Raw genomic sequence first — 25,485 nt, 5'->3', positions numbered from 1 at the left:
GCGACGTCCCGTTCCGCCCGACGGGACACGCGCTTGTCCCGTAGCGCCAATTGCGCTTGCCTTTAAGCATGGCGCGCGCCGGAACGAGAACCGAACGCCCCATCGCCCAAAAATCTGGAGGGCCACAATGACCAACGATGCCGACCTGACCTCCATACGGGAAACCCTGCGCGGATACATCGCCGAGCTCCTGTACTGCGAGCCCAATGAATTCGGAGCCGAAGACGCGTTCTCCGAGATCGGGATCGACTCGGTGACCAGTGTCGAGTTGATGGACAACATCAACAACAAATACGGGCTTCAGGAGCGAGCCGAGGTAGTGCACGATTCGACCACCCTCGAGAAGCTTGCCGAGTTCGTCGCGGAGAAGCTTGCCGACAGCAGGACGGCTCTGCGGTGATCCCCGCGCTCGTCAAGCCCGAAATCGCCCAGGTGGCCGCGGGTGCCCTGGTGCGCGAGGTGACCTTGACCCCGACGATGTGTGGGCACAATTCACTGTTCTTCGGGCAGCTTGGCGATTGGACCTGGGAGGCAGTCACGTCAGCGTGCGAGACCAACGTCTTCCGCGCACGCAACTCGTTCGACGATCCCACCTACCTCGCGTTCACCTATTTCCGGACCGTCGGCAGCGACCTGATCGATCCGTACCTGTTCACCATCGGAGACGAACTACGCGTCACTTCACAGGTCTTCGATTGCGGCAGCGAGTCGGTGCTGACCCTGCACAGAGTCGAATTCGCCGGTGACACACCACCGAGAACGCTGGACCCGGCCGAGTTCTACGAACGCCGCTCCCCGAAGTGCCTCTACGTGGAGAACTTCAACCGCTGGATCTCTCGCAGCCGCACGGGCAGCAACGCCGACCTCGTCAGATCCGCGCCGACGGATTTCCGGCACGACCATCTCCCCCGAATTCCGGGTGACCACTCGCCGCGAGCCATCTGTCAATCCGTGCGCAAGAAGGAAAGGTTCCCGGAAACCAGTGGCTACATACCGGTTTTCGGGGACTACACGACCACCTATCGCGTAGACGGAAATCGGGACATCAACGGCGTCGGACTAGTCTACTTCGCGTCGTTCTTCTCGATCATCGATACCGCGTTGCTCCGGCTGTGGCTTCACCTGGGCCGCCGCGAACGTGACTTCATCGGACGCCGGCTACTGGATCACCGGCTTTGCTACTTCGGCAACGCCGACCTGGAGTCGACCCTCGACATCGTCGTGCGGCTCCGTCAGTCCCGGACCGACCCGCACGACCATGTCGCCGAAGTGGTGATCCGGCATCAGGCCGAAAATCGACTGCTCGCGGTCGCGAGTATCCGCATGCTCACCGAGGAGTAGATCGGTCATGACCCAGACCGAACAGGAAGTGACACACACGCTGCACAAGGTGATTGCCGATATCCTGCCCGGAACCGGCCCGGAACAGATCCACCCCGACAAGCATTTGAGGGACCTCGGCGCGGATTCGGTCGACAGGGTCGAGATCATCGTCCAGGTGACCGACCTGCTCGGCATCGATCTGCCTCTCTCGAACTTCGGATCACTCCGTGACATCCGAGAGCTTGTCGACTATCTGGTGAGGTCCGCATGAGCACCGGCATCGAGGCCATCAACGTCTACTGCGGACTCGCCCGGATCCCTGTCCGCGCTCTCTTCGAGGGCAGAGGCCTCGATCTCTCACGTCTCGGCAACATCATGATGACGGAGCGCTCGGTCCAGCTCCCCTTCGAAGATCCGGTCACCAACGCCGTCAACGCGGCGAAGCCTCTCTTGGACACGCTCAGCCAGGAGGAACGGGACAGGATCGAACTGCTCGTCACGTCGACGGAATCCGGACTGGACTACAGCAAGTCGATTGCCTCCTATGTTCACGGCCAGCTCGGACTTTCACGTAACTGCAGGCTTCTCGAGGTCAAACAGGCCTGCTATGGCGCCACCGCCATGGTGCAGCTCGCGGCCGGCTTTCTTCCGCCTGGCGCCAAGGCTTTGATCATCGCCACCGACATCACGGTGCTTGACGCCGGCAACGGGTATGCCGAGCCCGCAACCGGTCACGGCGCGGCGGCGATCCTGGTCAGCGACCGTCCGTCGGTCATGACCTTGGATCCAGGCGCCGCCGGACTTTGCGGCTTCGACATCATGGACACCTCCCGGCCGACGCCGACACTGGATCTTTGGGACGCGGACCGATCGCTGCTGAGTTACCTGGAATGCCTCGAGGAAAGCTTCAAGCACTACGCACATCGTGTTCCCGGCACCGACTTCTCGGCATCCTTCGAGCATCTGGCGTTCCACACCCCGTTCGCGGGCATGGTCAAGGCGGCCCACCGCCGCATGGCTCGGAAGTTCGCGCCAGGCCTGACGATCGTCGATGATTTCGAGCGCCGTCTTCTCCCGTCCCTGACCTACCCACGCCTCGTCGGCAATCTGAGCTCCGGATCGCTCTATCTCGCCCTGTGCAGTGTCATCGACACCGCACCGGAGGTCGACGACAGCCCGATCGGGCTGTACTCGTACGGTTCGGGCTGCTCCTCGGAGTTCTTCAGCGGACGCGTTCAGGCAAGTGCCCGGACGACGGTGGGCCGTATGCGCATCGCCGACAGACTGCGCGATCGACAGGAAATCGACTTTTCCTTGTACTCCCGGCTGCTCGACGAGACGCATGAATGCCTCGTTCCCAAGCCCGACCGTCAGATCGACCTCCTGCGATGGCAGGACTTCCTCGGCGGTATCCCTGATCGTCCGCCGACGCTGGCACTCGGCAAGGTGGATCACTATCACCGTCACTACGAATGGTTGTGAAATGAAGTCGGTCATCGTGGACAACTCACGACCGCACGTGACACGGGTGACCCTCGCCAGTCCCGCGACGGACAACCGTCTCGACGACGAGCCGGTGCGCCTGCTTCTGGACTCTCTGGACCGCGCCGAGGCAGATCCCACTGTCCATGTGCTCGTACTCGCCGCGCGGGGACGGACGTTCTGCGCCGGCATGTCCCTCGGTGATCCGACCGCCGCGGATTGGGAATTGGACCCGACGCCGGTGCGAGAGCTGCTCACTCGGTTGAAACGTTCTTCTTTGGTGACGATCGCCGTCGTCGATGGTGCCGCCCTCGGCGGCGGCGTCGGGCTCGCGGCCGCGTGTGACCAGGTGATCGTCGGCCCGCGGGCGACCTTCCGGCTCACCGAGGTGCTGCTGGGTCTGATTCCCGCCGTGGTGCTGCCCCTCCTCGCTGAACGCATCGGGCTCCATCGTGCCTTCTCATGGGCCCTGACCGCCGAAGAAGTAACTGCGACCCGGTCGGTACAGAGCGGGCTCGCCGATCGCTGGGCACACGACCCCGAGGAAGAACTCCGGCGGCGGTTGAGGCAGCTCGGAAGCGCGAACCGCGTCGCTCTGGAAGCCCTCAAACGCTACCGGTGCGCGCTGTCCCCGCTCCCGGCAGGCCGGGACGAACTCATCTCCGCCGCGCTGGCCGAACGTCTCGAAGACCCTCGTATCCGGCATCGTCTCACGGCGCTGCACCAGCGGAAACCGAGCCGATGACACCCCCGGTCACGCTCCGGATCACGGCCCCCATCGCCCAGGTCACGATGGCCGACGTCGAAGGCCGCAACGCGTTGGGACCGCGGCTGTACCGGGGACTCGAACGCGTGCTGCCGGCCGCCGCCGACGACCCGGAGGTCAAGGCCATCGTCGTCACCGGGCTGCCGGACATCTTCTGCTCCGGCGCTCCGCGTGACGTCTTGCTCGAGACCGACGGCACACACGCGGACGACTACGAGAAGTTCACCCGAATCTTCGCCCGCTGCCCGCTGCCCGTCGTCGCCGCGATGAACGGTCACGCCATCGGCGGCGGCCTGGTGTTCGGCCTCTACGCCGATGTGCCGGTCCTGAGTGAGCGCTGCGTCTACGCGGCGAACTTTCTCCAGTACGGGATCGCTCCCTATCTGGGAACGACCCACATCGTCCCGTCCCGCATGGGCGAGTCCTTGGGTACCGAAATGATCTTCACCGCGCGAGGCTACCGAGGTGCCGAGCTTCGGTCCCGCGGCGCGCCCGTACTGATTCTCCCCCACGACCGCGTCCATGACATGGCCACCACCATCGCCACCCGCATCGCTCGGGCGCCGAGACGTTCGATCGAACTGGTGAAGCAGCAGCTCGCGCGACGCGTGCTCGCCGAGACCGACACCGCGATGGCCGTCGAACTCGAACCTCACCTCGCGTCGATGGAACTCGCGGCCGTGCGCGAACGCGTGGCGACCGGCTATGGACCGCCCACCAGTATGGAGGTCACGTGAAAGCCATCTACGCCGAGCGCTCCGAACCTCGGGATCCGCTGGCCGCCCTGCACGTGGGAGACCAGCCCGCCCCGGTCCCCTCCGACCACGACTGGACCGTCGTCTCAATACGGGCGGCCGCCCTCAATCACCACGACCTGTGGACCCTCAAGGGTAACGGGCTGGCTGCCGGCAAGTATCCCATGATTCTCGGCTGTGAAGGGGCCGGCGTAGACGACACCGGCCGCGAAGTGATCATCTGGGGCATGGAATGCGCTCACGAATGGCTCGGGCATCCTGCTCGCGATCCTGAGCACCGTCTGCTCAGCGACCATCGCCCCGGCACCTTCGCCGAACTGGTCGCCGTGCCGCGTATCGCCCTCGTGCGCAAACCCGAAGCGCTCTCCTTCGACGAAGCCGGCTGCTTGACCGCGACATGGCTCACCGCGTACCGCATGCTCTTCACCAAATCCGGCCTCACACCCGGCGACACAGTCCTTGTCCAGGGCGCCGGAGGCGGTGTGTCCGCGGCGCTGATCCGGTTGGCCACCGCGGGCGGGATACGAACGTGGGTGACCAGCCGTACGGCGGAGAAGCGCCAGGCGGCGTTGGACATGGGCGCCGACGCGGCTTTCCCGCACCGCGCATCGCTGCCGGCGCCGGTGGACGCGGTCATGGAGAGCGTCGGCCGGGCCACCTGGGCTCACTCCATCAGGTCTTTGCGCGCCGGCGGAACGGTCGTCGTCACCGGCGCCACGACCGGCGGCACCCCGCCCGCCCTGCTCAATCGCATCTTCTGGAACGAGCTGCGCGTGGTCGGCTCCACCAGCGGCACCTTGGAAGAACTCCGCAAGCTCATCGCGTTCATGGAGCGGGAGAATCTGCGGCCGGACATCGACAGCGTCTTTCACCACAGTGAGGCCCATGAAGGGTTTCGCCGGATGATCGCCGGAGAACATACCGGAAAGATCGTCTTCACCTGGTGAAACCGGCCAGGATTTCGCGGATGCCGGGCTGTCCCGCTGCTTGCGGGACAGCCCGGCAGCCGCTGTGTTCCGGTGTCAAGTCGTGCTCACGACAGGGTTCTCCGCGGCCCCGTGCCGCTGCCAGGCGGTAGCGATCGCCTCGGCCAGGATCGAAGCGGCCTCGACGAGCTCGGCAGGTTCGTGCGAGCTGGTGAGCTGAAGCCGGTATCGCGCCTGACGGCGAGGGACGATCGGGAACTCCAGCAGGTGGAGCAGAACCCCGTTCGATTGCGCGATGGCCATCGCCTCTCTTCCCACCGCGAGCGAGTCGACCGCGAGCGGCACGATCGGCGACGGTTGCCCGAGCAGGGTGCTCCCGGTGGCCTTCCCGAGTTCCTTGCGCAAGATCTCGGCGTTTCGCATGACCGCGGCTCGCCGTCGGCCTCCTTCCTCCGAGGTGATGACCCGCGCCGCGGCCAAGGCGGCGGCTGTCTGAAGCGGAGTCAGCGCGGAAGAAAACATGTGAGTGCTGCCGAAGTACCGGACGTATTGGGTGACCGTGTCCGAATTGGCCGCCAGATACCCTCCGTTGGTCGCGAAGACCTTGCTGAACGAACCCACGACGAGATCCAGCTGTCCCCTCATCCCCTGCTGGGCGGCCACCCCGTGGCCGTTGGGCCCCATGACACCGATGTCGTGGGCGGAATCGACCAGGAGAACGGCGTCATGGTCATGGCAGATCCTCTGCAGATCCGCCAGGTCGGGAGTGTCGGAATTGAGCGAGAACAGACTCTCGGTGATGACGAGGATTCCGTTCTTGGAGTCGCCGGATCGGATGCGTCGCAGCGTGGAACGCACTGACTCGTTGTCCAGGTGGGGGAACCGCGTCACATTCGGGCTGCGGCTCGCGGCGATCGCCTCCTGCATGCAGGCGTGCGTCAACTCGTCGACCACGACGTGGTCGGACCGCCGGACCAGCGCGTTCACCGCGCCGAACCCCGCGGCCCACCCGGTCGGGAACAACACGACGTCCTTCATGCCCGTGAGACCGGCGAGTTCGTCGCGCAGTTGCGCCGAAAGGCTTGTCTCACCTGCGACGACCGGTGATCCGCCGCTGTGCGGACCGTACGTCTCCAAGGTCTCGACGATCGCTCGGCGCACCTCCGGGTGCGTGCTCAGTGTCAGGTAGTCCTGACTGAGCAGGTTGACGCCCGAGGCTTCACGCGCGTACTCGTCACGAAGCGTCGGGCGTCGCAGGCTGGGCGCCGTGAGCATCTCCTGGTGATACCCCCACTGCCCTTTCTCCGAGTGAGTCCGGCGCCACCGCTCGAAAGGACCAATTCGATCGAGGAGGTGGTTTCCTCTCATGGTCGTGAACATGCCCAGGGCTCGTTCACCACTTGCCTGTTCCATGTCGCCTCGAGTCTCCTTTCACGAGATTGATTTCGGTGCCGACGGCGTCAAAGTGACGTGATGACCAACGACGCGTTGTGCCCGCCGATGCCGAAGGAATTGCTCATGACCGCCCGCAGGGGCGCATGACGCGCTTGGTCGGCCACCAGGTCCACTTTGATCGAGGGGTCCGGATCCGTCAGGTTGGCTGTCGGTGGCACGCAGGAGTCCCGCAGAGCGAGTATCGAGTACGCCGCTTCCAGACCGCCGGCGGCACCGCAAGTATGCCCGGTGACCCCTTTCGTCGAGCTCACCGCGGGCGAGTCGCCGAAAATCGCGGAGATGGCGGTGCATTCGATCTCGTCGCTCGAGCGCGTGGAGGTGCCGTGAGCGTTGATGTAATCGACGTCCCTCGGGCTCAAACCCGCATCGGCGAGCGCGGCCCGCATGGCGCTCTGCGCACCGGCCCCATCGGGATCGGGCTGGACGATATGGTAGCCGTCCGAGCTGTCGCCGTAGCCGGCGATCTCGGCCAGTTGTGGTGCCCCTCGTGCCATGGCGTGGCTTTCGCTCTCCAGCAGCAGAATACCCGCACCTTCGCCGAGAACGGCTCCATCGCGGTCGGCATCGAAGGGGCGTGAAGCTCGACCAGGGTCGTCGTTTCGCCGGGACAGCGCGCTCAGCCGGTCCAGCGCGGCCACCTGCAGCGGTGTCAGCGGAGAATCCGCACCCCCGGCCAGCACCACGTCCACCGTGCCCGATCTGATCAGCTGGCAGGCGGTTCCGATGGCGACGGTCCCCGAGGCGCACGCCGTGGACACGGTCAAGCAAGTGCCTCTCAGTCCGTGGTGAATCGACAGCGCGCTCGCCGCCACGCTCGTCATTCCCATGAGCATGGTGCGTCCCGATACCGTGCTGGATCCTCCCTCCAGCAGCCGAGCGTGCTGTCTCTCGATGGTCGTCATGCCGCCCGACATGGTGCCGATGACGACGCCGAACCGCGTCAGGTCGGTCTCGTCGAGGCGTAGCTTGGCCTCGGACACGGCTTCGTCGGCGGCGACGAGCGCCAGCTGAGTGAACCGGTCCGCGGTCGCGGCACCCCGTCTCCCCAGATAACGGGATGGCTCGAAGTCTGGTGCGCGGCAGGTGAAATCGATCGGGCAACCGGCGAGCGCCGGATCGCGAGCGGCGGTGGGCTCGCCCGCGATCACGCGCCGCCAGTTCTCGCTGAGGCTCGTACCGGCGGCGCTGACCAGTCCCATCCCGGTGACCACCACCCTGGGCGAGTTCACGCTGCGCTCGTTTGCTTGTCTTCCACCAAGGTCACGACGCCGACCAGAGTCGAGGCGGTAAGCACCTCGTCGTCCGTCACGTCCACCTCGAAGACTTCCTCAAGACGCATCGCGAGATCTATCTGAGCCACCGAATCGAGACCGAGTTCTTTGAGGGTCAGGGACCCTTCGATATTCCTTCGGTTTACGTCGAACTCGTCCACCAGCAGGTCGCGAACGGCATCGTAGGTTTGCACCTTTGCCACTCCAATCGTCGTAGGTCGAAACTGACAGCCGAAATTGCGCACGATGATTGATGCTTCCCTTATCGCGAGACCGACGTTACGGCCATCCCGCCGGAGTCGGCGAGCACGCGTTCCGTCCGACGGGACGAGCGCTCGACCCGGTCGCTCACTTGCTTCACGATGCGAAGTGTCCGCGAATATCGGCCTGCCGCAGGACCGATTCGACACCGAGCTACCGTCGGAGACGAATTCCCATGAACCCGATCAAGAACCCTTTGGTACACGGCCTTACACCGGAGAAACCCCGCCTCACCCCGCGAGCACGATCGGCATTCGTGACGCCGGTGTCGCCTGCGGCTCATCCGGCGCGGGCACGGGTGACCCTGACATGAGTCGAACGCAGGTCACGGTCACCGGCATGGGTATGGTCAGCGCGGCCGGAATCGGTGTCGAGGACAACTGGGCACGGATCAGGGCCGGGCAGCCGGCCGCGGCACCGCACCCCGCGCTGGCCGGACACCCCGTCGACTTTGCTTGCGGGGCAATGGACTTCGAACCGGCCGAGACCCTCGGGGAGAGACAGGCCGACAACACGGACCGCTCCACCCAGATGGCGCTTGTCGCGGCCGAGGAAGCCCTCGCCAGGGCTCGCTTGCGTCCTGCCGACACCGACGTGACCAGATTCGCGGTCGTTCTCGGCACCTGGGCAGGCGGCACGGCGACCATGGAGAACCAGCAGGCGCAGCTTCTGCGGCACGACGCCGCCGCGGTCGCGGCACGCACCATGATCACCGGACCGCTCAGTTCGTCCGCGGGTGAACTGTCGATCCGCTTTGGACTGCAGGGCCCGGTCATGACGATCGCCACGGCATGCGCGTCCGGTACCAGCGCCATCGGCATCGCTCGCGATCTCATCCGCGCGGGCATCGTCGATGTGGCGCTGGCGGGCGGGACCGACGCGTCCATCACGCCGCTCCAAGTAGCCGGTTTCTTCCGCCTGGGCGCTCTGTCCCGGCGCACCCATGACCCCCTGGGTGCGTCACGGCCTTTCGCCGCCAGTCGCGACGGGCTGGTGTTCGGGGAAGGCGCCGGAATCCTGGTCTTGGAGAACGACGCGCATGCCCGTGCACGGGGAGCCCCGCGGCTGGCCGATGTCGCAGGCTACAGCGCGACTTCAGACGCATACCACATGCTCCGTCCCGACCCGGCCGGAGCCGGTGCCAGGCGGGCGATCCGCGCGGCCCTTGCCGACGCCGACATCGGCAAAAACGACGTCGACTACGTCAACGCGCACGGCACGTCCACACGGCGAAACGACGAGGTGGAATGCAAGGCCATCTCGGCAGGCCTCGGTGACACTGTCGCGGTCAGCTCCACAAAGGGCGTCACCGGCCACACTTTCGGTGCCGCAGGAGCACTCGAAGCGGCCTACTCGATCTTGGCGCTGACGGAATCGGTCATCCCGCCCACCGCGAACCTGATCGACCCAGACCCGGACATCACCGTCGATCTCGTGGCAGGCACGGCTCGCCATCAACCGGTCCAGGCGGTGCTCAGCAACTCCTTCGGCTTCGGCGGCTTGAACGCGTCCCTGGTCCTGACTCGCCCCTGATGGCTGAATCGCGACTCGCGGAGTCAACGGTCATCTCGCAGTGAACCGCCTTGATCTGGACAACACTCAAAAATGACAACACTCAAAAATAGAGAGGAATTGAGGAACCGTGACCACGAGCACCACAAGGGATCATCGTATTATTGTTTCCGAGGCCGACCAGGGAAAACCGGGCGCTGTCGCCGACAGGCTGACCGAAATCATGAAGCACATCGCCGTCGACAACTCTTTCGTCACGAAGGCTCGACACGGTGAACTGAGTGATGACAATCTCCACGCTATCGTGCGGCTGGAGAACGCGACCCTGGACAACGTGATGGTTCCGCTCGCGCAGGCCATCGCCCGGTTTCCCAATACGCCGGTCATGGACTACCTGCTCGACCTTACTCAGATGGTCCGCGACGACAAGAAGGGCATCAGCGCTGCCGGCGTCGCCTATGGCACCCAGTTGGACGAACATCCCGGTCACCGGCTCGATTCAGCCGCTTACACCTACGCCGGATTCATCAACTGGCTCTGCTTGAACGCGAACTCCACGGCGATCGCGCTCGCAGTGTACGTCGACGTCACCCTGTGGCACTACGCCTCGGCCTTGCTGACGCCGATTCTGGAGAAGCACCCAGGGCTGCCCAAGGAGGTAGTCGACTACTTCGCCGCGTACCAGGAACGGCCGAATGAGGTTCTCGACAAATCACTGGCCGTCGTCGCGAACGGCGTGGCCAACGGTGAAAGCCTCCAGGAGGCGGTCGACACTGTCATGCTGATCGACGAGCACCTCGCCGCCTTCTGGCGCGCGGCCGACCTGTAGAGCACCGGTTCGCCCCTCGGTCCGGGGGCCAGAGCGAGCCCCGATGGCCCCTGGACCAGGCCGCCGCGGCGGCCGATCACGTGAGCGTCGCTTCGAATCGAGGAGCGTCCTGCGCCGCGGAACCGAAGACGAGAAGCAGCTCATTCCGCCTAATGCAGGCTCACCAGACCACGGAGGACAGGTTCTGTGAAAACCCACATCGACCGGCGCGTCCTTGCCTCCGAGCGGAACGCGACCACGACCCGGTACCCGGCGGATCAGCCGCTGCACCGGCTGTTCGAAGCCGTCGCGCGCAAGGCCCCGGAAGCACCCGCCGTCACGGATGGCAGCACGACACTGACCTACGGACAGCTGGACCGCATCGCCAATGCGACGGCCCATCGCCTGTGGCACAACGGGATCGAGCCCGGCGACCGGGTCGGCGTGCAGATCTCGACGACGACCGACGCCATCGCCGCGATGCTCGCCGTCTTCAAGGCCGGCGGTGTCTACGTGCCACTCGACCTCACTTATCCCGACAACCGGCTCGATCAGATGTGCCGTCAGGTCGGAGTCCGTGCCCTGGTCGCGGATCCGGAGGCAGCGTGCCGCTTGCCCTTGCTCAGGATCCCGTGGGGACCCGACTACCGTGGCACCGGCCCCGCGGCTCCCCCTGCCGCCGACCGGACCGCCACCGACGCCGCGTACATCATGTTCACTTCCGGCACGACAGGCCGGCCCAAGGCGGTCAGTGTGCCCCATCGCGCACCGTCGCGTCTCGTCGTCGGAAATCCGCAGCTGGAAACACACGCCGGCGACACCTGGCTGGCCTGTGCCAGCATGACCTTCGACGTTTCACTATTCGAGATCTTCGGAGCTTTGCTCAACGGAGCACGGCTGGTACTGCTCGACACCGACACGATGCTGTCTCCCGATGCCTTCGCCCACCGGATCGAGGCCGAACAGGCCGATGTCCTGGTATTGAGCGCCGGTGTCCTTCACGAGCTCGTCGCCTGGCGGCCGGGGATGTTCGCTCGCCTGCGCTACCTTGTCTCCACCGCCGACGCGCTCAATCCCACAGCGGCCCGATCAATTCTGCGCCATGGCAGGCCCCAGCGCTTCATCAATGCCTACGGCCCCACCGAGAACGGCATCTTCTGCACCATGCAGGAGATCACCGAGATCGGTGACCACGACAACGCCGTGCCCATCGGACGCCCGGCCGCCAATTCCGTCGCTCACATCGTCCTCCCTGATGGGCGCGAGGCGGACATCGGCGAAGACGGCGAGCTGTGGGTGGGTGGCAGCGGGCTGGCATTCGGTTACGACGGCGACCCCGCGCGCACCAGGGAACGTTTCGTGACCGGCCCGTTCCCCAGCGCCAATGGGGAACGCCTGTACCGCACGGGAGATCGTGCGCGCTGGCGCGAGGACGGAGCCATCGACTTCCTCGGCCGCGCGGACCGGCAGGTCAAGGTCAGCGGCTACCGCGTCGAACTCACCGAGGTCGAAAGCATGTTGACGACCCATCCCGATGTGGCCGACGCCGTCGCCGACGTTCGCGAATCCCGTGACGGACGAAGGCACATCGAGGCATGGACGGTGCGGTCCCGCCGAACCCGGAACGAGGACGGCGACCTCGACTTCGGCCGTCGGCTGCGCGCGCACATCGGTGATCGACTGCCGCGGTTCATGGTCCCCGCATCGGTACACGTCGTGGACGAACTGCCGTTGAACCGCAACGGGAAGGTCGATCGGGGCCGCCTCTCCACCACGCGCGAGCCCGGCTCCGGACGTGCACCCGAAGGAACCAACGAGCGGCTTGTCGCCGAGACCTGGGAAAGCCTGCTGGCCAGTCCGTCCTTCGGCCGTGACGATGACTTTTTCGAGCGGGGTGGGCAGTCACTGCACGTCGTGCACGCCGTCGCCTCGCTCCAGCACAAGCTCGAAATTCCTGCCGAAGACACACCCCAACTCGTCCGCGCGATGCTGGGCACCGGAACCGTACGCGGCTTCGCACGGGTTCTGGACGAGATCCTCACCGGCGACAATCAGCCCGAGGAGATCGACTTCGATGCTGAGGCAGGCCAGGAACTGGACCTCGACTTCCGCTCTCCATTGGCGGCGAGATCGGGCGAACCCCGCGAAATACTGCTTACTGGTGCAACCGGGTTCTTCGGCTCGTTCCTCTTGGATCGTCTGCTCGGTTCTACCGAAGCGACCGTCCACTGCCTGGTCCGCGCCTCCGACGAAGAGCATGCGCGCACACGGATCCGCGCCGCCCTGGACCGCTTCGGCCTTCGCGCACGCTTCCCGGAGCGTGTCGTGCCTGTCGTCGGTGACCTGGCGAGCCCCGGCTTTGGTCTGACCGGCGCGCGCTTCGACCAGCTGGCCCGGCGCGTCGACAGCGTGATCCACAGCGGTGCGCAAGTCAACTTCCTCTACCCGTACTCCGCGCTGCGTGCGGCCAACGTCGACGCCGTCCGGACCATTCTGCGGTTGGCCACCACGCACCACCTCAAACCGGTCCATCACCTGTCCACGATCGACATCCTCGCCGGGCGAGACCACCTCACCGAAGACCAGCTTCCCGAACGCCCGGAGCGCCTCTCCACCGGCTATCCGCAGACGAAGTGGGTGGCGGAGAGTCTCTTGCGCCGGGCCGCGGCCGAAGGGCTGCCGGTGAGTGTCTACCGTCCCTCCGAGATCAGCGGCAGCACCGACAGCGGCGCTTGGAACACCGACACGCTGGTCTGCGCGCTGGTGAAGACGATCGCGGACACCGGTATCGCGCCAGATGTGGACCTGCCGCTCGACCTGGTTCCAGCGGACTACGCCGCCGATGCCCTGCTCTACCTGGCGACGCGGCTACCGGCAGGGTTGGAAACATACCACCTCACCAACGCCCGCCCCGCCGACCTGTCCCTCGTCATCGACCGCCTCCGTGCCCGTGGACACGAGATCCGGACCCTGCCCTACCGACAGTGGATGGCCGAGACGACGAGGCACTCGAAGACCGACCCGGCTTGCCCGCTGGCTCCCTACCTTCCCCTGTTCACCGGTGGATCGACCTCGATGATCCAAGCCGGTCTCACTGAGACGTTCCCGCGATACGGCAGGCGGAAGACAGCGGCCGCTCTCGCGGACTCCGGTCTGCACTGCCCGTCGGTCGATGCTGCCCTGATAGACCACTACCTCGACTACTTCCACAGGATCGGCTTCCTGACGTGAAGGTCGTGCTGCCGACCAGTGCCGGGACACTGCGAGAGTGGTGTCACCGGCTTCGGCGTCTAAGGCTTTTGGCAGGCCGCCGGTGCCTCGTGTACGCCCCGGCGGCATGACACCGCGTGAGCAGGGTCACGTGATCGCGCGCGCGACGCAACATGGCACGCGCCAATCCGGACTGAAACCGATCCGAGTACGCACCGAGACTCAACGCCGCCACCGGCTTACGCTCGGCATCGAAAACCGGGATGGCGACAGCGGAGATACTGGCCCCCGTTTCTATCGCGATCTCCCGTTTTCTGATCGCGGACAGTTCGCGCTCCAATCCCGTCCCGAGTTGCGACACCAACCCGGTCGCAAGGTTCCGATCGTAGGCGAGAAGAATCTTTCCCGCAGCACTGTCCTGCAGCAGGGAGCTGCTTTCTATTCGCTTGATGGCCGGCAGGTAAACCTCGTCATATACGGTATCAATGAATCTTACCGTCGAGTCGTCTGGAACCGCGAGCCCAGCAATGTACCCGGTCCTCGAGTACAGTTGAACCAATACCGGCTTGATCGCCTGACGCAGAAATTCGGACCCTGGATAGCCTTCTTCCAGAAGGCGCCACATTGTCGGCCCCAGCATATAGCAATCGGCTTGACGCCGAACTACGTCATGCTCGACCAGCTTGACCAAAAGCCGATGAACAGTGCTCTTCGGAAGCCTCGTGCGCCGCGCGATGTCCGCCAATCCCGGAGGTTCCACCGAGACCTGAATTGCCTCGAGCACTGTCATCATTCTTCCGACAAACTGACTTATTCCCCCTTTTTCACGGTTCTTCGCGGACTTCAATTCCAGCTCAGGATCCATCGCAACGACCATTCGGATCAATAGGATGCATGTACACGACTTCGGACGGTAATTCCACATCAACCACCGTTTATTAGATCATGGCCCGCCGACTGGCTGACACCACCGATCGGTCGACCACGGAACGACTCCTTCGCCACAGATCGAAATGTGATTTCAATGCCAGATCAGCTTATCCACCACTGTCTTCAATACCCAAAGATCACCAGATGAGGCTCCCGACGCGACAGGGCCGAGGTTCAGAAATCGTATTTACACGGACGCGTTACCCGGAAACGCGCGACGCCACACCTGCCCGAAACACATCTGATGCGGTTAAGATTCCGATATGCACGGCCATACGACCGGTCGCGAAGTGTCCGACCCAGCGTCGGGAAGACACGCCATCACCAAGAAGAGCCACTACGGTGCGTAACCTGAAGTGATACGAGGTGGCTCTTGCGCTAAGACAACCCACTTGATGCCTACCGACCGCATTCACCCTTGTGGTGATGACCGGTACCCAGCGTCCGTGAAACTTGAGGGCAGTCACTCGCCTTGGCCCCACCTAGCAGGGCATGACCGTTCCGCAACCTGCCGCCACGAACCCGCAGGACCAGCCAGAGTAATCAGGCCCCGAGATGTGCTCCTACAGCGGAAATGGCTTGATCATTGTCGGCACCTTTCGGCTCGCCCGCGCGACACCACGAGTGCCGACGCCCCGCGAGCAGACCTGCCCCATACAGTGCCTCTGCTCGCGGAGTGGAGCTCGTTCCGCGAGCAGAGGGCCGGTGAGCGTGGCGAACACCCATTGGCGTCCGGTGCCTTTCAGCCATCTGTTCGCGATCTTGCGGTGGCTCACCGAGGCGCCGCTGCCCGAGGCCCGCGTCAACGGCGCGTGGCCCGCGCGGTGGCGAACCGGGCGGGTCGTCACTGACCTCCCCAGCAACCTGGCGCCGATCACCGGGCCGCAGCCAGGAAACGACCGATAGATCTCCGCGTGCGGGTGCGCGGTGAACACGGTGTCGAGTTCCGGCGAGATACACGACGCGGTCGCAGGCGGCGTTGAGCATGTCCAGCTCGGCGAGCGCGAGCGTGCCCATCGCGTCCTCGACCTCCCGCGACCACGTGATGACCGGTTCAGCGAAGCTGTCGGCGCGGTCAGTACCCGTCGTAACTGCCGCTGTTGTAACTACTGCTGTCATGGCTGCTGCTGTTGTTGTCGTGGTGACTGCTGCTGCCATGGTGGTGGCTGTTGCCGTGGCTACTTCTGCCGCTGCTGTGACTACCGCTGCCGTGGTGGTGGCTACCGCCGCCGTTGACGACGTTCCAGCCGTCACTGGTGCGGTGGTAGTCGTCGTTGACCGGGCTGACCGGGTTGCCGTCGCCCTGCGCGCTGGGCTTGGCCGGCCGGTGAGCCGCGGGTTCCGAACGGATCGGCGGATCGGGCACGGTCGACGGCCGCGCGGCGGGCACCTGCTGATTCTGCGGCGGCACCAGCCGCGGCGCCGGGGGCTTCTTCTCAATGACCTTCGTCTTCGCACCCGCGTCGGCAGTCCTTGCCTCTTCGTACTTGTCGTACTTGATGCAGCACCAGCCGGCAATCACGAGGAACGCCAGAAACGCCAGGATCCCCATAAAAGTAGCCATGCCGCGCCTCCGTGTCGCCGTAGGTCTGACGGTACGTGCCGTCCGCGCGCCGCCGATACCGCCCAGCGGCTGAAGGACTTCGCCGGAGGGGGTACCGAAGGAGTATTTGCCGAACCCAGTCGAATCGACCTTCACCAGATCCACCACGCCTGGCCTGGGGTCAATCCAGGACGGCCGCGCCGAGCTCGTGACCAGCTGCAACGTTCTACTTTGCAGCTGGCCGTAGCGTCGGCTGCCGAGACCTGGGCCGACGACACGTCAGACTACGCACAGCGGTCATCAAAGCGGTCATTGGTCAGTCTCAAACACCATTCACAACCAGGTGGCGAATGTGATCACCTATCGGGCGCCGTCGGCGATCCGCGATTCCGCCCGCGCCCTGGGCTACAGCCCCGGTCAGCTCTGAGACGGTCAGCCGGTCACCTGGCCGTGTGTACCGGGCCAGCTCGCGAAAGCCCTCACGCTCGAGCGCGGGAATCTTTTACGACGTCGCCGGGTCGGAGAACAGCCGCACCCCGTCCGCGCCGTCGACCAGCCCACCTCGGCGAGCAGGCATCGAGGCGAAAAGACCACTTAGGATTCCAGCCACGCAGCGGGAATCCGGCCTCGGCTTTCCACGACAGCCTACGCATCCTTGCCAGAGTAAGGAAACGCCTCACCGCCGAGCACGAACGGGTCGAATGAGTGTTCATACCGCGACATGTCCCAGCCGGGGACATTTTGCTTACCCTGACTCTTCGCGAGTTCGAGCATCACTGACGTCATCGTCCGTCTTCTTCGCATCCACGCGTCCGGACTGTGCCGACTCAGGTATATCACGTGCCACTTGTCGGGGTCGGACGTCCGAAGAAGTCAGAAGAACGCGCCACCCGCGTCGTCGGTAGCGAACGGTACAACTCCGCCGGATTCAGGAAAAGGCGGATAGGTATCGTATTCAGCCTGATCACGTGACGGAAGATTCCCGACGGAAACCTGGCCATGAATTCAGTTGAGTGCGGCGGCGATACCGTCTACCTCTGGATGGCGGTCGGCAGGCAAGACGAACTCCTTCAGGTATCTGACGCCAGGTCAGACCGTATTTCCTGGTTTCGCTGTACATGGTCGAGGTAGCGGTTGAGCAGTTCCGGGGTGAATTCGGGTTCGCGGACGCCTGTCGAGACGAGGTAGCGCTGCAGGTTGGTGGTGTCCCAGCGGTAGGTGTTCTGGTAGAGCTCGACGGTGGATTGTCCCTCGTGCATGTCGTCGGTGAACATGCTGCGCAGCGGATACAACGGAGCTGCGGGGTTCTGCTCCCACTGTGCCACCCAGTCCTTGAACGGCAGCACGGTGAAGTCCTGGCCGCAATGGCGGGTGAGCAGGTCGAAGAACTCGGTGAGGGTGATGGCCTGTTCAGGTGAGGGGACGAGGTTGAAGTGCTGTCCCAGAGCCTGCGGGCGGCGGGACACGGCGGCAATGGCCTGGGCCATGTAGTCGACGGTCGTCAGGCCCTCACGCAGCTCCCGCAGATCAGGGATGGCACGCAGGCTGGTGCAGGTCTGCACCAGCCGTCCCCACCACTGGTAGTCCGCGCACGCCCCGGTGCGGCTGTGACAGGTGGCGTAGCCCAGCCGGAAGGTCATCAGCGGCAGCCCCTGTTCGGCTGCGAGATCCGCGATCTTCTCCATGACCCATTTGCTGCGCACGTAGCCGATGTCGGTGCTGACCGCGGGCAGGTTCTGGTCGATGTCGTCGTCCTCGCGCATCCACGTCTTGCCGGTGAACAGGTGGCCCCAGCTGAACACGGAGATGGTCGACAGCAGGATCAGGGGCTTCGTCCTGCCTGCGACGGCGAAGGCGATCATTTGCCGCAGTCCGTCCACGTTGTCACGTTTCATGAAGGAGTACGGCTGGATGAAGTTGACGGCACTGGCGGAGTGGTAGACGAGGTCGACCTGTTCGGCGAGCCGCCGGTAGTCCGCTTCGTCGATTCCCAGTTCCCGTTCCGGCAGATCCGCGGGATAGACCGAGATGCGGCCGAAGTCGAGTTCGAGCCGGTGGCGGCGGGCGAGCCGGCGGAGCCGGTCGGTCGCGAGCGCGGTGCCGGCGCCGCGGATCGGCAGGTGCAGGTGTGCCTGGGTGGTGGTGAGCAGTTCGTCCAGCAAGTGGATACCGACGAATCCGGTGGCCCCGGTGAGCAGGATGTGCCGTGGCCTGGCCAGCGCGTCCGGCTCTGGCTCCCCGGATACCGTGAACCCGGCTGGGAGGGCGATGTCACGCCGCAGCTCACGGACCGGCTCGCCGTCGGTGACAGCGCCACGTCGGCTGGTGCGCCGGCCGAGTTCGGTGGCGAGCATCCGGATACTCGGGAACTCGTACACGTCGCGGATGTGGGTCTTCGCGCCGACGCGCGCACCGATCTTCTGGACTGCCGAGGCAGCCAGCATCGAGTCCCCGCCGACCTCGAGGAAGGCGTCGTCGGGACCGAAGTGACAATGCCCGAGGATTTCCTCCCACACAACGGAGATAGCCCGTTCGGTCTCGTTGCCGAACCCCTTCCGATCCGGGCGGGCAGGCTGTGTGGTCGCCGCGTTTTCACGCAGCGCGATACGGTCGATTTTGCCGGTGGCGGCGGTCGGTAGCTCCGTGACGACCCGGTAGACGGCGGGCACCATGAAATCGGGCAGTTCGGGCTGCAGACCTGCGCGGACGTCGGCGACGAGCTCGTCCTCCTGCGTGTCCGGGTCGTCGGGCACGAGGAACGCGACCAGCCGTTGATCCGCGCTCGCCGTGCCGGCCGCGACGACCGCCGCCGAGCGCACTTCCGGGAGTTTCAGCAGTGCCGCTTCCACGTCCCCTGGTTCCACCCGATAGCCGCGGATCTTGACCTGGTCATCACGGCGGCCGAGGAACTCCAGCGTGCCATCGTCCAGCCATCGGGCCAGGTCCCCGGTGCGGTACAGCCGCCGCTTGAGCCGACTACTTTGCACGAAGCGCCGGGCAGTGAGCTTGGGGCTGTTCAAATATCCCCTGGCCAGACCACCGCCCGCCAGACACAACTCACCCACCTCACCCTTCGGTACCTCGCCCAGACCCTCGTCGAGAACGAACGCCTCGGTGTCGGCGACAGGGTGCCCGATCGAAGGCCGGGCGTGCTCGCGCTGCTGCGGCAGCACCCGACAGGTCGCATAGATCGTCGCCTCCGTCGGGCCGTAGTAGTCCACGACCGTGTAGGGCAGCTCGGCGGTCGCCACCGGATGAAGCTTCTCCCCCGCGCAGAACAGATAGCGCAACCGCAAGGAGCCCGGTTGCTCGCTGCGCACCAGCCGAGGGACCAACGCGGTCGGCACATACGCGTGGGTGAGCGCCTGTTCGGCGTAGATATCGAGCAGTGCCTCAGGATCCGCGCGGATCTCGTCCTCGACGACATGTATCGTCGCCCCGGAAGCCAGCGCCGACCAGATCTCCCACTGCGAGACGTCGAAACCCACGCCGGCCATCAACGTGCTGCGACAACCTGGCCTCATCATGAACCGCGCGTTGTGCCAGTCGATCAACCTGGCGAGCGAATTGTGTTCGACGACAACGCCTTTCGGCTCACCGGTAGTCCCCGAAGTGAACACCACATAGACGGCGTCGAGGCCAGTTGCCGTGGCTGCTTCAGCCGGCACTCCGCCACCCTGACTGACAGCGTCCGCGATTCGGACGACGTCACCGGCAGGCACATCGACGTCGTCGTTCGACGTCGCCGCCAGTATCACCTTGGGCCGGCACTGCTCGATCATGCTCGAACGGCGCCTGGCGGGGAATCCAGCGTCGACAGGAGCATACGCGGCACCGCTTTTCGCGACGCCCACCGTCGCGGTGACCAGATCGACAGACCGCTCCGCCAAGACCGGCACCACATCGCCCGTTCCCACACCCCGGCTCGCCAGCCAGCCCGCCACCCTGTCGCTGGACTCCGCGAGCTCACGGTAACTCAAGGACCGATGCCGATCGACGACCGCCACTTTGTCCGGGACTTCCACCACAGCCCGTTCCAAGCAATCAAGAACAAGAGCGCCGCGCATCGATCATCCTCCTCGAATGTCGTATCCTCGGGAAATCAGCAAAGCCTTCGCATATGGAATTCCCACACCCGAACCTTCCCTAACACGGCCGATTCGGCGGGCGTCCACGGCCTCTGTCCGACGTGTGTCGCTGTCACGGTTGTCGCACGTCGCCGGACGACAGGAGAAGCGCGAACTACTCACACGAGCCCGGATCCCCGGACCCGGCAGACGCACCAACGCCACCCTGACCAAGGCGGGCTACGAGGTCGTGTGAAGGCAGCGCCAGGGCATGTCGCGGCCGTCCGGGAGTACCTGGTGGACGAGCTGACAGCACTGCGCCGGATCGGCACCGCAGTCGATGCCCGGATTCGGCCCGCCATGGCCCCAGGCGTCCTCGCCCCGCATCAACCTCCGGCTGTTGAGGTCACCGCGGAAGGTCCCGGAACCGGGTTCGCAGTGTTCGCCGAGCCGATCGGCACCGTTTCCGATCCGGCAGTCATCAAGCGCAGACAGTTTTCTCGCCAATTCCGTCAGATCAGATAACGATGACGTCCATTGCACCCACCGGGGAGGACGCCTGATTCTTCGCCCCAGGGGCACAGCAGGGGGCGGCCACATGCCGACAAAGCGGTTCCCACCACCGGTCGGCTGCCCCTTGAACAGTCCTCCGATAGCCAAGAAACCGACGGTGGAGCGATGTCGAAGCCGAACTCGGGCTGACACTCCTGCAGGACTACAAGGAGTTCTGTGACTACTACCCGGCCATGGAACCGGACGACTGGAAGGTCGTCGCCGGGACCTGGTCGACCACCACTTCGTCTACGACGGAAACTTCAGCTGACGAAGACGCCGGTGATGCCTGCACGTGCAAGCAGCGGCTGATCGTTGCGGATCACCTGGTCGGTGACGGCACCGCGACGATTCTCCTGGGCGATCTCGGGGGTGGCGTCGACCAGGAAGAGTGCGGCGCCGTCTTGACCGTGCTGGCCGGAGCCGACGGGCTGCCTGCACGATGAACCGGAAATCGGCGACGACCTTCAGAGCCGCACCGCAGCGTCAACTCGCCGCTTGATGGCACGTAATGGACTCGCACATTCGCCACTCCGACGAGCCGATCGCGGTAAAATTGCCGTCACCAAAAGCGTGCCGGTACGGATGCGAAACCAGATTACTCGGCAATGCGGAATACCGACCCTCGCCGATCGGGAAGTCATCATGATCCAGAACGGACAAAGCATCCTTTATGGATGGTCATGTCAAGGGCATCCACCCGGACCGGTCGAGCATCCGCCCTGTCGGAACAGCCCGATGACACGCATGGTGCACATGCGTGCGGTAATAATCGCTCAATGTCACCCAGATATCCTAGTTTTGACAACTTTCAGGAGGGAACCATCTGACCGCCCGTCACCGGCGACCCGGTCCAAGTCCTTCCATTTGAGTGGTATCCAGTGACGCAATTGCCGATCCAGACATGACCTGCAAAGCTGTGAAAAGTGGCGTAACCCACCAACGCACCGAAGTCGGGGGAAGGGTTCGCAGCACGCAAACTCGCATAGTTCGACAAGTGCGCGCGAATTCGAATCGACCATTCGACACCATTGTCGCGGGATAGGTACACGGTTCCGAAGAGACACCGAGGCCACCCGCGTGACCACGATGAACCATGGGACTCGGGGTGGGTGCGACCGCGGGGTCAGGTCGCTGCAGGGCAGACGTCTGGGAGACGAACATGCGTTTCGGGGTTCTTGGCACATTGCAAGTGGAGACCACGGCGGGTCTGGTGGCGATCCGCGCCATGCGGGTTCGCGCACTACTGGCGGTGCTTCTGCTCAGCGCTCCCCAGGTCGTTTCGATGGAGCGGATAGTGGGTGGCATCTGGCCGGTCAGGCCGCCGCGCTCGGCAGTGGACAACGTGCGGACTTACGTCTTCCAGCTGCGCAGTCTCTTCGAACAGATCGACCAACGCGACCGGCTGCTCAGTTACCCAGGCGGATACTGCCTCGCGGTAGAGCCCGAGGAAGTCGACCTGCTGCGGTTTCAGAGTCTCGCCGACCACGGGCACCGCGCGGTCTCGGCGGGCGATGTGGCGACCGGACGAGGTCTGCTGGAGAAGGCGTCCACGCTGTGGCGGGACCATCCGCTGCCCGAACTGGAACTGGGCGCGGTGGTACGGGCCAGGACGACGGCGCTCGACGAGCAGTACTGGCGGGTGCGCAGTGACCTGATCGCGGCCCGGCTCGCGCTGGGCGAGCACGCGGAGGTCGTACCGACCCTCTACTGGCTGGTCGGCGAACGATCCCTGGACGAAGCCCTGTGGGCACAACTGGTGACCGCGCTCTACGTGTCCGGCCGGACAGGCGACGCGCTCGCGGCACTGGCCACCGCTCGGCGGACCTGCCGAGAGGAACTGGGCGTCGACCCCGGTCCGGAACTGCGGGAACTCCAGGCCGTCGTGCTCGACGGCGGAGATCTGGCCAAGGCGCCACGGCGGCACCAGGTTGCCGGTGACAACGCGGTACTCAGCGCCACCAGGGCACTGCCTGCCGCACCGCGGAACCTGGTCGGCAGACAGGGCGAACTCAGCCGCGTCGAGTCCCTCGTCGGCTCCGGCTCGCCCCGGCCGAACCTGAGCGTCGTGGCATGAGCCTCGTCCTGGTGTCCGGCCCGCCCGGCGTCGGCAAAAGCGCCACCGCGCTCGCCGCCGCCACCGCGGCCGCCGAGAACTTCCCTTGCGGCCAGCTGTTCCTCGACCTGCGTGGTTCCCGCGAAGCACCGCTCAATGCCGCCGAAGCCCTGACCGAACTGCTCGCGGCGTTGGGGGTCCGTCACTCGGCCGCGGCCGACGGAGTGGATTCGTGCCGGTCGCTCTACCGGTCGCTGCTCGCGGAGCGGCCCACGCTCATCGTGCTCGACGACGCCGCGGACACCGACCAGGTCGAGCCGCTGGTGCCCGGTACGGGTGCGAGCCTGGTGATCGTCACGAGCAGGCGCCGGCTCGCGGGGCTGGAGACCGACCTCACCCTGGAGCTGGGTCCGCTGAGCATGGACGACGCGCTGGCGATGATCACGTCCGCGGTCGGGAAGGACATCGTCGACCAGGACCCGGCCGCGGCGCGCTCGATCGTGCTTTCCTGCGGGCTGCTTCCTTCGGCGATCCGGATCGCCGCCGCCCGGATCGCCGCGCGTCCGGTGCACCCGACTCGGGTGCTGGCCGAGAGGCTGCGGGACCCGAGCTCGTTGCTCGACGAGCTCGAAGTCGACGGGCTGAGCCTGCGTGCCGAATTGGCGCCGAGCTACCGCGCACTGGACCACGACGGGCAACGGCTTTTCGCCTCACTGGGCGGCTTCGATCCGGACCACATCAGCGCCGACGCGGTGGCCCGCCGCCTCGGCATGAGCACCCCCGTGGCCGACCGGCGCCTCGAAGCGCTGGTCTCCGAAGGACTCGTGGAGCCGGTGCTCGACGCCCAAGGAAGACCTGGCTACGGGATGTCCACCGTTCTGCACGCGTTCGCCCGTGAGTGCCAGGCCGAACATGACACCGTCGAAAGGAACTAGACCATGCGGGACTTCGAGATCCACGCGTTGATCAAGCAACTGCTGCTGGCCGACAACGCGTCGGTGGCCGAACTGGAGGTGGACGGCGCCACGTCGCTGGCCACCGGCGGGCTGGAGCTGACCTCGCTGGAGCTGATCCGGCTGCTGGTCGGGCTGGAAGAGTCACTCGACATCGAACTGGACGACGAAATGATCATGAATTCGCACTTCGGCACCGTCGACGACGTGGTGGAACTGGTCGGCCGAGGGCTGGCGAACTCCGGCCGCGAGCTGAGCACCACCAGCTCCTCGTGATGGTCCCCCATGCCTGGTACAACGCCCTTCCCGAGCTGGGGCTGACCCTGCCGCCGGACATCGGCGGACAGTCACGCCTGGCTCGCGCGAAGGGGATGCAGGTACCTGCTTCCCTGTTGCGCCAAGAGATGTCGACGCGCCGGTGGATTCCCATCCCGGAACCGGTGCGTGAGCACTACCTCGGATGGCGGCCGACGCCGCTGCGCCGGGCGTCGGCCTTCGAGCGCTCGATCGGCACCAACAGCCGGATCTACTACAAGTACGAGGGCGGCAACCTCTCCGGCAGCCACAAGCTCAACACCGCGCTGGCCCAGGCCTACTACTACAAGAAGGCAGGCGCGAGATGCCTGACCGTGGGCACCGGTGCCGGGCAATGGGGCACCGCCGTGGCCGCGGCCTGCTCGGTCTTCGGGCTGGAATGCCGGGTCTACATGGTGCGCTCGAGCGCCGAGGCGAAGCCCTACCGGCCCGCCCTGATGCGCATGCTGGGCGCGGAGGTGATCAGCAGCCCGAGCCCGCGCACCGAGGCCGGGCGCCGGGCCGTCGCGGAGGGCGACGACCAAGGCGGCAGTCTCGCGATCGCCTTGGCCGAGGCCGTCGAGGACACCACCGAACCGCACACCCACTTCTGCGCGGGGAGCGCCGAGACATACTCGCTGCTGCACCAGACCGTCATCGGCTTGGAAGCCATCGAGCAACTCAAGGCGGCCGGGGAGCACGCCGACGTCGTCGTGGCCTCACTCGGCGCGGGGAGCAACCTCGGCGGTCTGGTGCTGCCGTTCCTGTCGGATCTGGTCGAGGGCGGGCGGCCTCGGTGCGTGTCGGTGGAGTCCACCGCCTGTCCGAAGCTGACCCGCGGCCGCTACGCCTACGACTACGTGGACGCGTCCGGCTCGATCATGCAGAAGATGTTCACTCTCGGCTCGACGTTCGTGCCGCCGGACATGCACGCCGGCGGGCTGCGCTACCACGGCACGGCCAAGCTGGTGAGCGCGCTCTACGACCAGGGACTGCTGGAGGCGCGCGCCTACGGCCAGCGGTCGGTGTTCTCCAGCGCCGCCGAATTCGCACGGTGCGAAGGCGTCCTCCCGGCGCCGGAGAGCGCGCACGCCGTGCACGCCGCGGCGCTGGAAGCGCGCCGCGCCGACGACGAGGGTCGCGAAGACTGCGTCGTGCTGGGGCTGAGCGGCCACGGGTTGCTCGACCTGGCCGCCTATGACAGCTTCAGCTCAGGCGCGATGCTCGACGCGGTCGCCGACGACGCGGCGATCGCGCGGGCGCTCGACCGCCTCCCCAGCCGGCCCGATGCCCGGCGGGCAGTGACGGTGGACTGAGGATC

At 65.4% G+C, this 25,485-nt stretch carries 23 protein-coding genes; 17 read left to right on the top strand and 6 right to left on the bottom strand.

Annotated features, from left to right (window positions below; translation table 11 throughout):
* Positions 1-127 precede the first annotated feature (127 nt).
* The 7 genes from AMYAL_RS0129430 to AMYAL_RS0129400 are packed head-to-tail and all read left to right on the top strand — an operon-like array spanning position 128 to position 5,273.
* Positions 128-400: an acyl carrier protein gene (locus AMYAL_RS0129430; RefSeq protein ID WP_020634867.1), complete on the top strand. Its 273-nt coding sequence runs from the start codon at positions 128-130 to the stop codon at positions 398-400.
* Positions 397-1,341 carry a biosynthesis cluster domain-containing protein gene (locus tag AMYAL_RS0129425; RefSeq protein WP_020634866.1) on the top strand — a complete coding sequence of 315 codons (945 nt, stop codon included), beginning with the start codon at positions 397-399 and terminating at the stop codon, positions 1,339-1,341. The genes AMYAL_RS0129430 and AMYAL_RS0129425 overlap by 4 nt, the downstream gene beginning before the upstream one ends.
* A 7-nt stretch (positions 1,342-1,348) precedes the next feature.
* A complete protein-coding gene (locus tag AMYAL_RS0129420) occupies positions 1,349-1,594 on the top strand; it encodes an acyl carrier protein (RefSeq protein ID WP_020634865.1) in 246 nt (81 codons plus the stop codon).
* Positions 1,591-2,805, top strand: a complete 1,215-nt coding sequence (locus tag AMYAL_RS0129415; protein WP_020634864.1) for a hydroxymethylglutaryl-CoA synthase family protein — start codon at positions 1,591-1,593, stop codon at positions 2,803-2,805. The genes AMYAL_RS0129420 and AMYAL_RS0129415 overlap by 4 nt, the downstream gene beginning before the upstream one ends.
* A 1-nt stretch (position 2,806) precedes the next feature.
* Complete coding sequence (locus tag AMYAL_RS46385) at positions 2,807-3,550, top strand: enoyl-CoA hydratase/isomerase family protein (protein ID WP_020634863.1); 744 nt, start codon at positions 2,807-2,809, stop codon at positions 3,548-3,550.
* Positions 3,547-4,308 (top strand): polyketide synthase, encoded by a 762-nt coding sequence (locus AMYAL_RS0129405; RefSeq protein ID WP_020634862.1) that lies wholly within the window; start codon positions 3,547-3,549, stop codon positions 4,306-4,308. Before AMYAL_RS46385 ends, AMYAL_RS0129405 begins: the two co-directional genes overlap by 4 nt.
* Positions 4,305-5,273, top strand: coding sequence for a zinc-binding dehydrogenase (locus AMYAL_RS0129400; RefSeq protein WP_020634861.1), 969 nt, complete (start codon positions 4,305-4,307; stop codon positions 5,271-5,273). Before AMYAL_RS0129405 ends, AMYAL_RS0129400 begins: the two co-directional genes overlap by 4 nt.
* Positions 5,274-5,348: 75 nt before the next feature.
* Here AMYAL_RS0129400 and AMYAL_RS46380 read toward each other — a convergent pair whose 3' ends face one another.
* The 3 genes from AMYAL_RS46380 to AMYAL_RS49945 all read right to left on the bottom strand — a co-directional run bounded on the left by AMYAL_RS46380 (position 5,349) and on the right by AMYAL_RS49945 (position 8,223).
* Positions 5,349-6,527: an aminotransferase class I/II-fold pyridoxal phosphate-dependent enzyme gene (locus AMYAL_RS46380; protein WP_020634860.1), complete on the bottom strand. Its 1,179-nt coding sequence runs from the start codon at positions 6,525-6,527 to the stop codon at positions 5,349-5,351.
* Between the two features lie 185 nt (positions 6,528-6,712).
* On the bottom strand, positions 6,713-7,936 hold the full coding sequence (locus AMYAL_RS0129390) for a beta-ketoacyl-[acyl-carrier-protein] synthase family protein (RefSeq protein ID WP_020634859.1): 1,224 nt from the start codon (positions 7,934-7,936) through the stop codon (positions 6,713-6,715).
* Entirely contained in the window at positions 7,933-8,223 is a 291-nt protein-coding gene (locus AMYAL_RS49945; RefSeq protein WP_167336167.1) for an acyl carrier protein, read from the bottom strand. Before AMYAL_RS49945 ends, AMYAL_RS0129390 begins: the two co-directional genes overlap by 4 nt.
* A 325-nt stretch (positions 8,224-8,548) precedes the next feature.
* On the opposite strand from AMYAL_RS49945, the gene AMYAL_RS0129380 reads away from it, so the two are divergent.
* The 3 genes from AMYAL_RS0129380 to AMYAL_RS46375 all read left to right on the top strand — a co-directional run bounded on the left by AMYAL_RS0129380 (position 8,549) and on the right by AMYAL_RS46375 (position 13,790).
* A complete protein-coding gene (locus AMYAL_RS0129380) occupies positions 8,549-9,772 on the top strand; it encodes a beta-ketoacyl-[acyl-carrier-protein] synthase family protein (RefSeq protein WP_020634857.1) in 1,224 nt (407 codons plus the stop codon).
* A 109-nt stretch (positions 9,773-9,881) separates the two neighbouring features.
* Positions 9,882-10,580 carry a thiaminase II/PqqC family protein gene (locus AMYAL_RS0129375; RefSeq protein WP_209447256.1) on the top strand — a complete coding sequence of 233 codons (699 nt, stop codon included), beginning with the start codon at positions 9,882-9,884 and terminating at the stop codon, positions 10,578-10,580.
* Positions 10,581-10,766: 186 nt separating this feature from the next.
* Positions 10,767-13,790 (top strand): amino acid adenylation domain-containing protein, encoded by a 3,024-nt coding sequence (locus AMYAL_RS46375; RefSeq protein WP_020634855.1) that lies wholly within the window; start codon positions 10,767-10,769, stop codon positions 13,788-13,790.
* 43 nt (positions 13,791-13,833) lie between these two features.
* On the opposite strand, the gene AMYAL_RS0129365 is transcribed toward AMYAL_RS46375, so the two are convergent.
* Positions 13,834-14,634 carry an IclR family transcriptional regulator gene (locus AMYAL_RS0129365; protein WP_167336166.1) on the bottom strand — a complete coding sequence of 267 codons (801 nt, stop codon included), beginning with the start codon at positions 14,632-14,634 and terminating at the stop codon, positions 13,834-13,836.
* Between the two features lie 770 nt (positions 14,635-15,404).
* Here AMYAL_RS0129365 and AMYAL_RS0129360 point away from each other — a divergent pair.
* Positions 15,405-15,605, top strand: a complete 201-nt coding sequence (locus tag AMYAL_RS0129360; RefSeq protein ID WP_020634853.1) for a hypothetical protein — start codon at positions 15,405-15,407, stop codon at positions 15,603-15,605.
* A gap of 169 nt (positions 15,606-15,774) precedes the next feature.
* Here the strand turns inward: AMYAL_RS0129360 and AMYAL_RS0129355 are convergent, their stop codons facing one another.
* The gene (locus AMYAL_RS0129355; RefSeq protein ID WP_143267733.1) at positions 15,775-16,464 is read right to left on the bottom strand and encodes a hypothetical protein; all 690 of its coding nucleotides are present in this window, start codon (positions 16,462-16,464) and stop codon (positions 15,775-15,777) included.
* A gap of 848 nt (positions 16,465-17,312) precedes the next feature.
* Complete coding sequence (locus tag AMYAL_RS46370; RefSeq protein ID WP_051137561.1) at positions 17,313-20,309, bottom strand: amino acid adenylation domain-containing protein; 2,997 nt, start codon at positions 20,307-20,309, stop codon at positions 17,313-17,315.
* A 297-nt stretch (positions 20,310-20,606) separates the two neighbouring features.
* Between AMYAL_RS46370 and AMYAL_RS50140 the strand changes: the two genes are divergently transcribed.
* The 6 genes from AMYAL_RS50140 to AMYAL_RS0129315 all read left to right on the top strand — a co-directional run bounded on the left by AMYAL_RS50140 (position 20,607) and on the right by AMYAL_RS0129315 (position 25,480).
* Positions 20,607-20,834, top strand: coding sequence for a hypothetical protein (locus tag AMYAL_RS50140; protein ID WP_209447255.1), 228 nt, complete (start codon positions 20,607-20,609; stop codon positions 20,832-20,834).
* Between the two features lie 221 nt (positions 20,835-21,055).
* Entirely contained in the window at positions 21,056-21,307 is a 252-nt protein-coding gene (locus AMYAL_RS0129335) for a hypothetical protein (RefSeq protein WP_020634849.1), read from the top strand.
* Between the two features lie 716 nt (positions 21,308-22,023).
* Positions 22,024-22,938, top strand: coding sequence for an AfsR/SARP family transcriptional regulator (locus AMYAL_RS46365; RefSeq protein ID WP_167336165.1), 915 nt, complete (start codon positions 22,024-22,026; stop codon positions 22,936-22,938).
* The gene (locus AMYAL_RS0129325; protein WP_020634847.1) at positions 22,935-23,852 is read left to right on the top strand and encodes an NB-ARC domain-containing protein; all 918 of its coding nucleotides are present in this window, start codon (positions 22,935-22,937) and stop codon (positions 23,850-23,852) included. The genes AMYAL_RS46365 and AMYAL_RS0129325 overlap by 4 nt, the downstream gene beginning before the upstream one ends.
* A gap of 3 nt (positions 23,853-23,855) precedes the next feature.
* The gene (locus AMYAL_RS0129320) at positions 23,856-24,146 is read left to right on the top strand and encodes an acyl carrier protein (RefSeq protein ID WP_020634846.1); all 291 of its coding nucleotides are present in this window, start codon (positions 23,856-23,858) and stop codon (positions 24,144-24,146) included.
* Positions 24,146-25,480 (top strand): TrpB-like pyridoxal phosphate-dependent enzyme, encoded by a 1,335-nt coding sequence (locus AMYAL_RS0129315; protein WP_020634845.1) that lies wholly within the window; start codon positions 24,146-24,148, stop codon positions 25,478-25,480. The genes AMYAL_RS0129320 and AMYAL_RS0129315 overlap by 1 nt, the downstream gene beginning before the upstream one ends.
* Positions 25,481-25,485: the final 5 nt, after the last annotated feature.

The sequence above is a fragment of the Amycolatopsis alba DSM 44262 genome, assembly GCF_000384215.1.
GTDB lineage: Bacteria > Actinomycetota > Actinomycetes > Mycobacteriales > Pseudonocardiaceae > Amycolatopsis > Amycolatopsis alba.
The sequence above is the reverse complement of the archived record's forward strand: the minus strand, read 5'-3'. Positions and strand labels throughout refer to the sequence as shown.

Coding starts and splice junctions, on each gene's coding strand:
- AMYAL_RS0129430 (WP_020634867.1), top strand. CDS start 128: ATGACCAACGATGCCGACCTGACCTCCATACGGGAAACCCTGCGCGGA.
- AMYAL_RS0129420 (WP_020634865.1), top strand. CDS start 1,349: ATGACCCAGACCGAACAGGAAGTGACACACACGCTGCACAAGGTGATT.
- AMYAL_RS0129415 (WP_020634864.1), top strand. CDS start 1,591: ATGAGCACCGGCATCGAGGCCATCAACGTCTACTGCGGACTCGCCCGG.
- AMYAL_RS46385 (WP_020634863.1), top strand. CDS start 2,807: ATGAAGTCGGTCATCGTGGACAACTCACGACCGCACGTGACACGGGTG.
- AMYAL_RS0129405 (WP_020634862.1), top strand. CDS start 3,547: ATGACACCCCCGGTCACGCTCCGGATCACGGCCCCCATCGCCCAGGTC.
- AMYAL_RS46380 (WP_020634860.1), bottom strand. CDS start 6,527: ATGCTCACGGCGCCCAGCCTGCGACGCCCGACGCTTCGTGACGAGTAC.
- AMYAL_RS0129380 (WP_020634857.1), top strand. CDS start 8,549: ATGAGTCGAACGCAGGTCACGGTCACCGGCATGGGTATGGTCAGCGCG.
- AMYAL_RS0129365 (WP_167336166.1), bottom strand. CDS start 14,634: ATGGATCCTGAGCTGGAATTGAAGTCCGCGAAGAACCGTGAAAAAGGG.
- AMYAL_RS46370 (WP_051137561.1), bottom strand. CDS start 20,309: ATGCGCGGCGCTCTTGTTCTTGATTGCTTGGAACGGGCTGTGGTGGAA.
- AMYAL_RS0129335 (WP_020634849.1), top strand. CDS start 21,056: ATGGAACCGGACGACTGGAAGGTCGTCGCCGGGACCTGGTCGACCACC.
- AMYAL_RS46365 (WP_167336165.1), top strand. CDS start 22,024: ATGCGTTTCGGGGTTCTTGGCACATTGCAAGTGGAGACCACGGCGGGT.
- AMYAL_RS0129325 (WP_020634847.1), top strand. CDS start 22,935: ATGAGCCTCGTCCTGGTGTCCGGCCCGCCCGGCGTCGGCAAAAGCGCC.
- AMYAL_RS0129320 (WP_020634846.1), top strand. CDS start 23,856: ATGCGGGACTTCGAGATCCACGCGTTGATCAAGCAACTGCTGCTGGCC.
- AMYAL_RS0129315 (WP_020634845.1), top strand. CDS start 24,146: ATGGTCCCCCATGCCTGGTACAACGCCCTTCCCGAGCTGGGGCTGACC.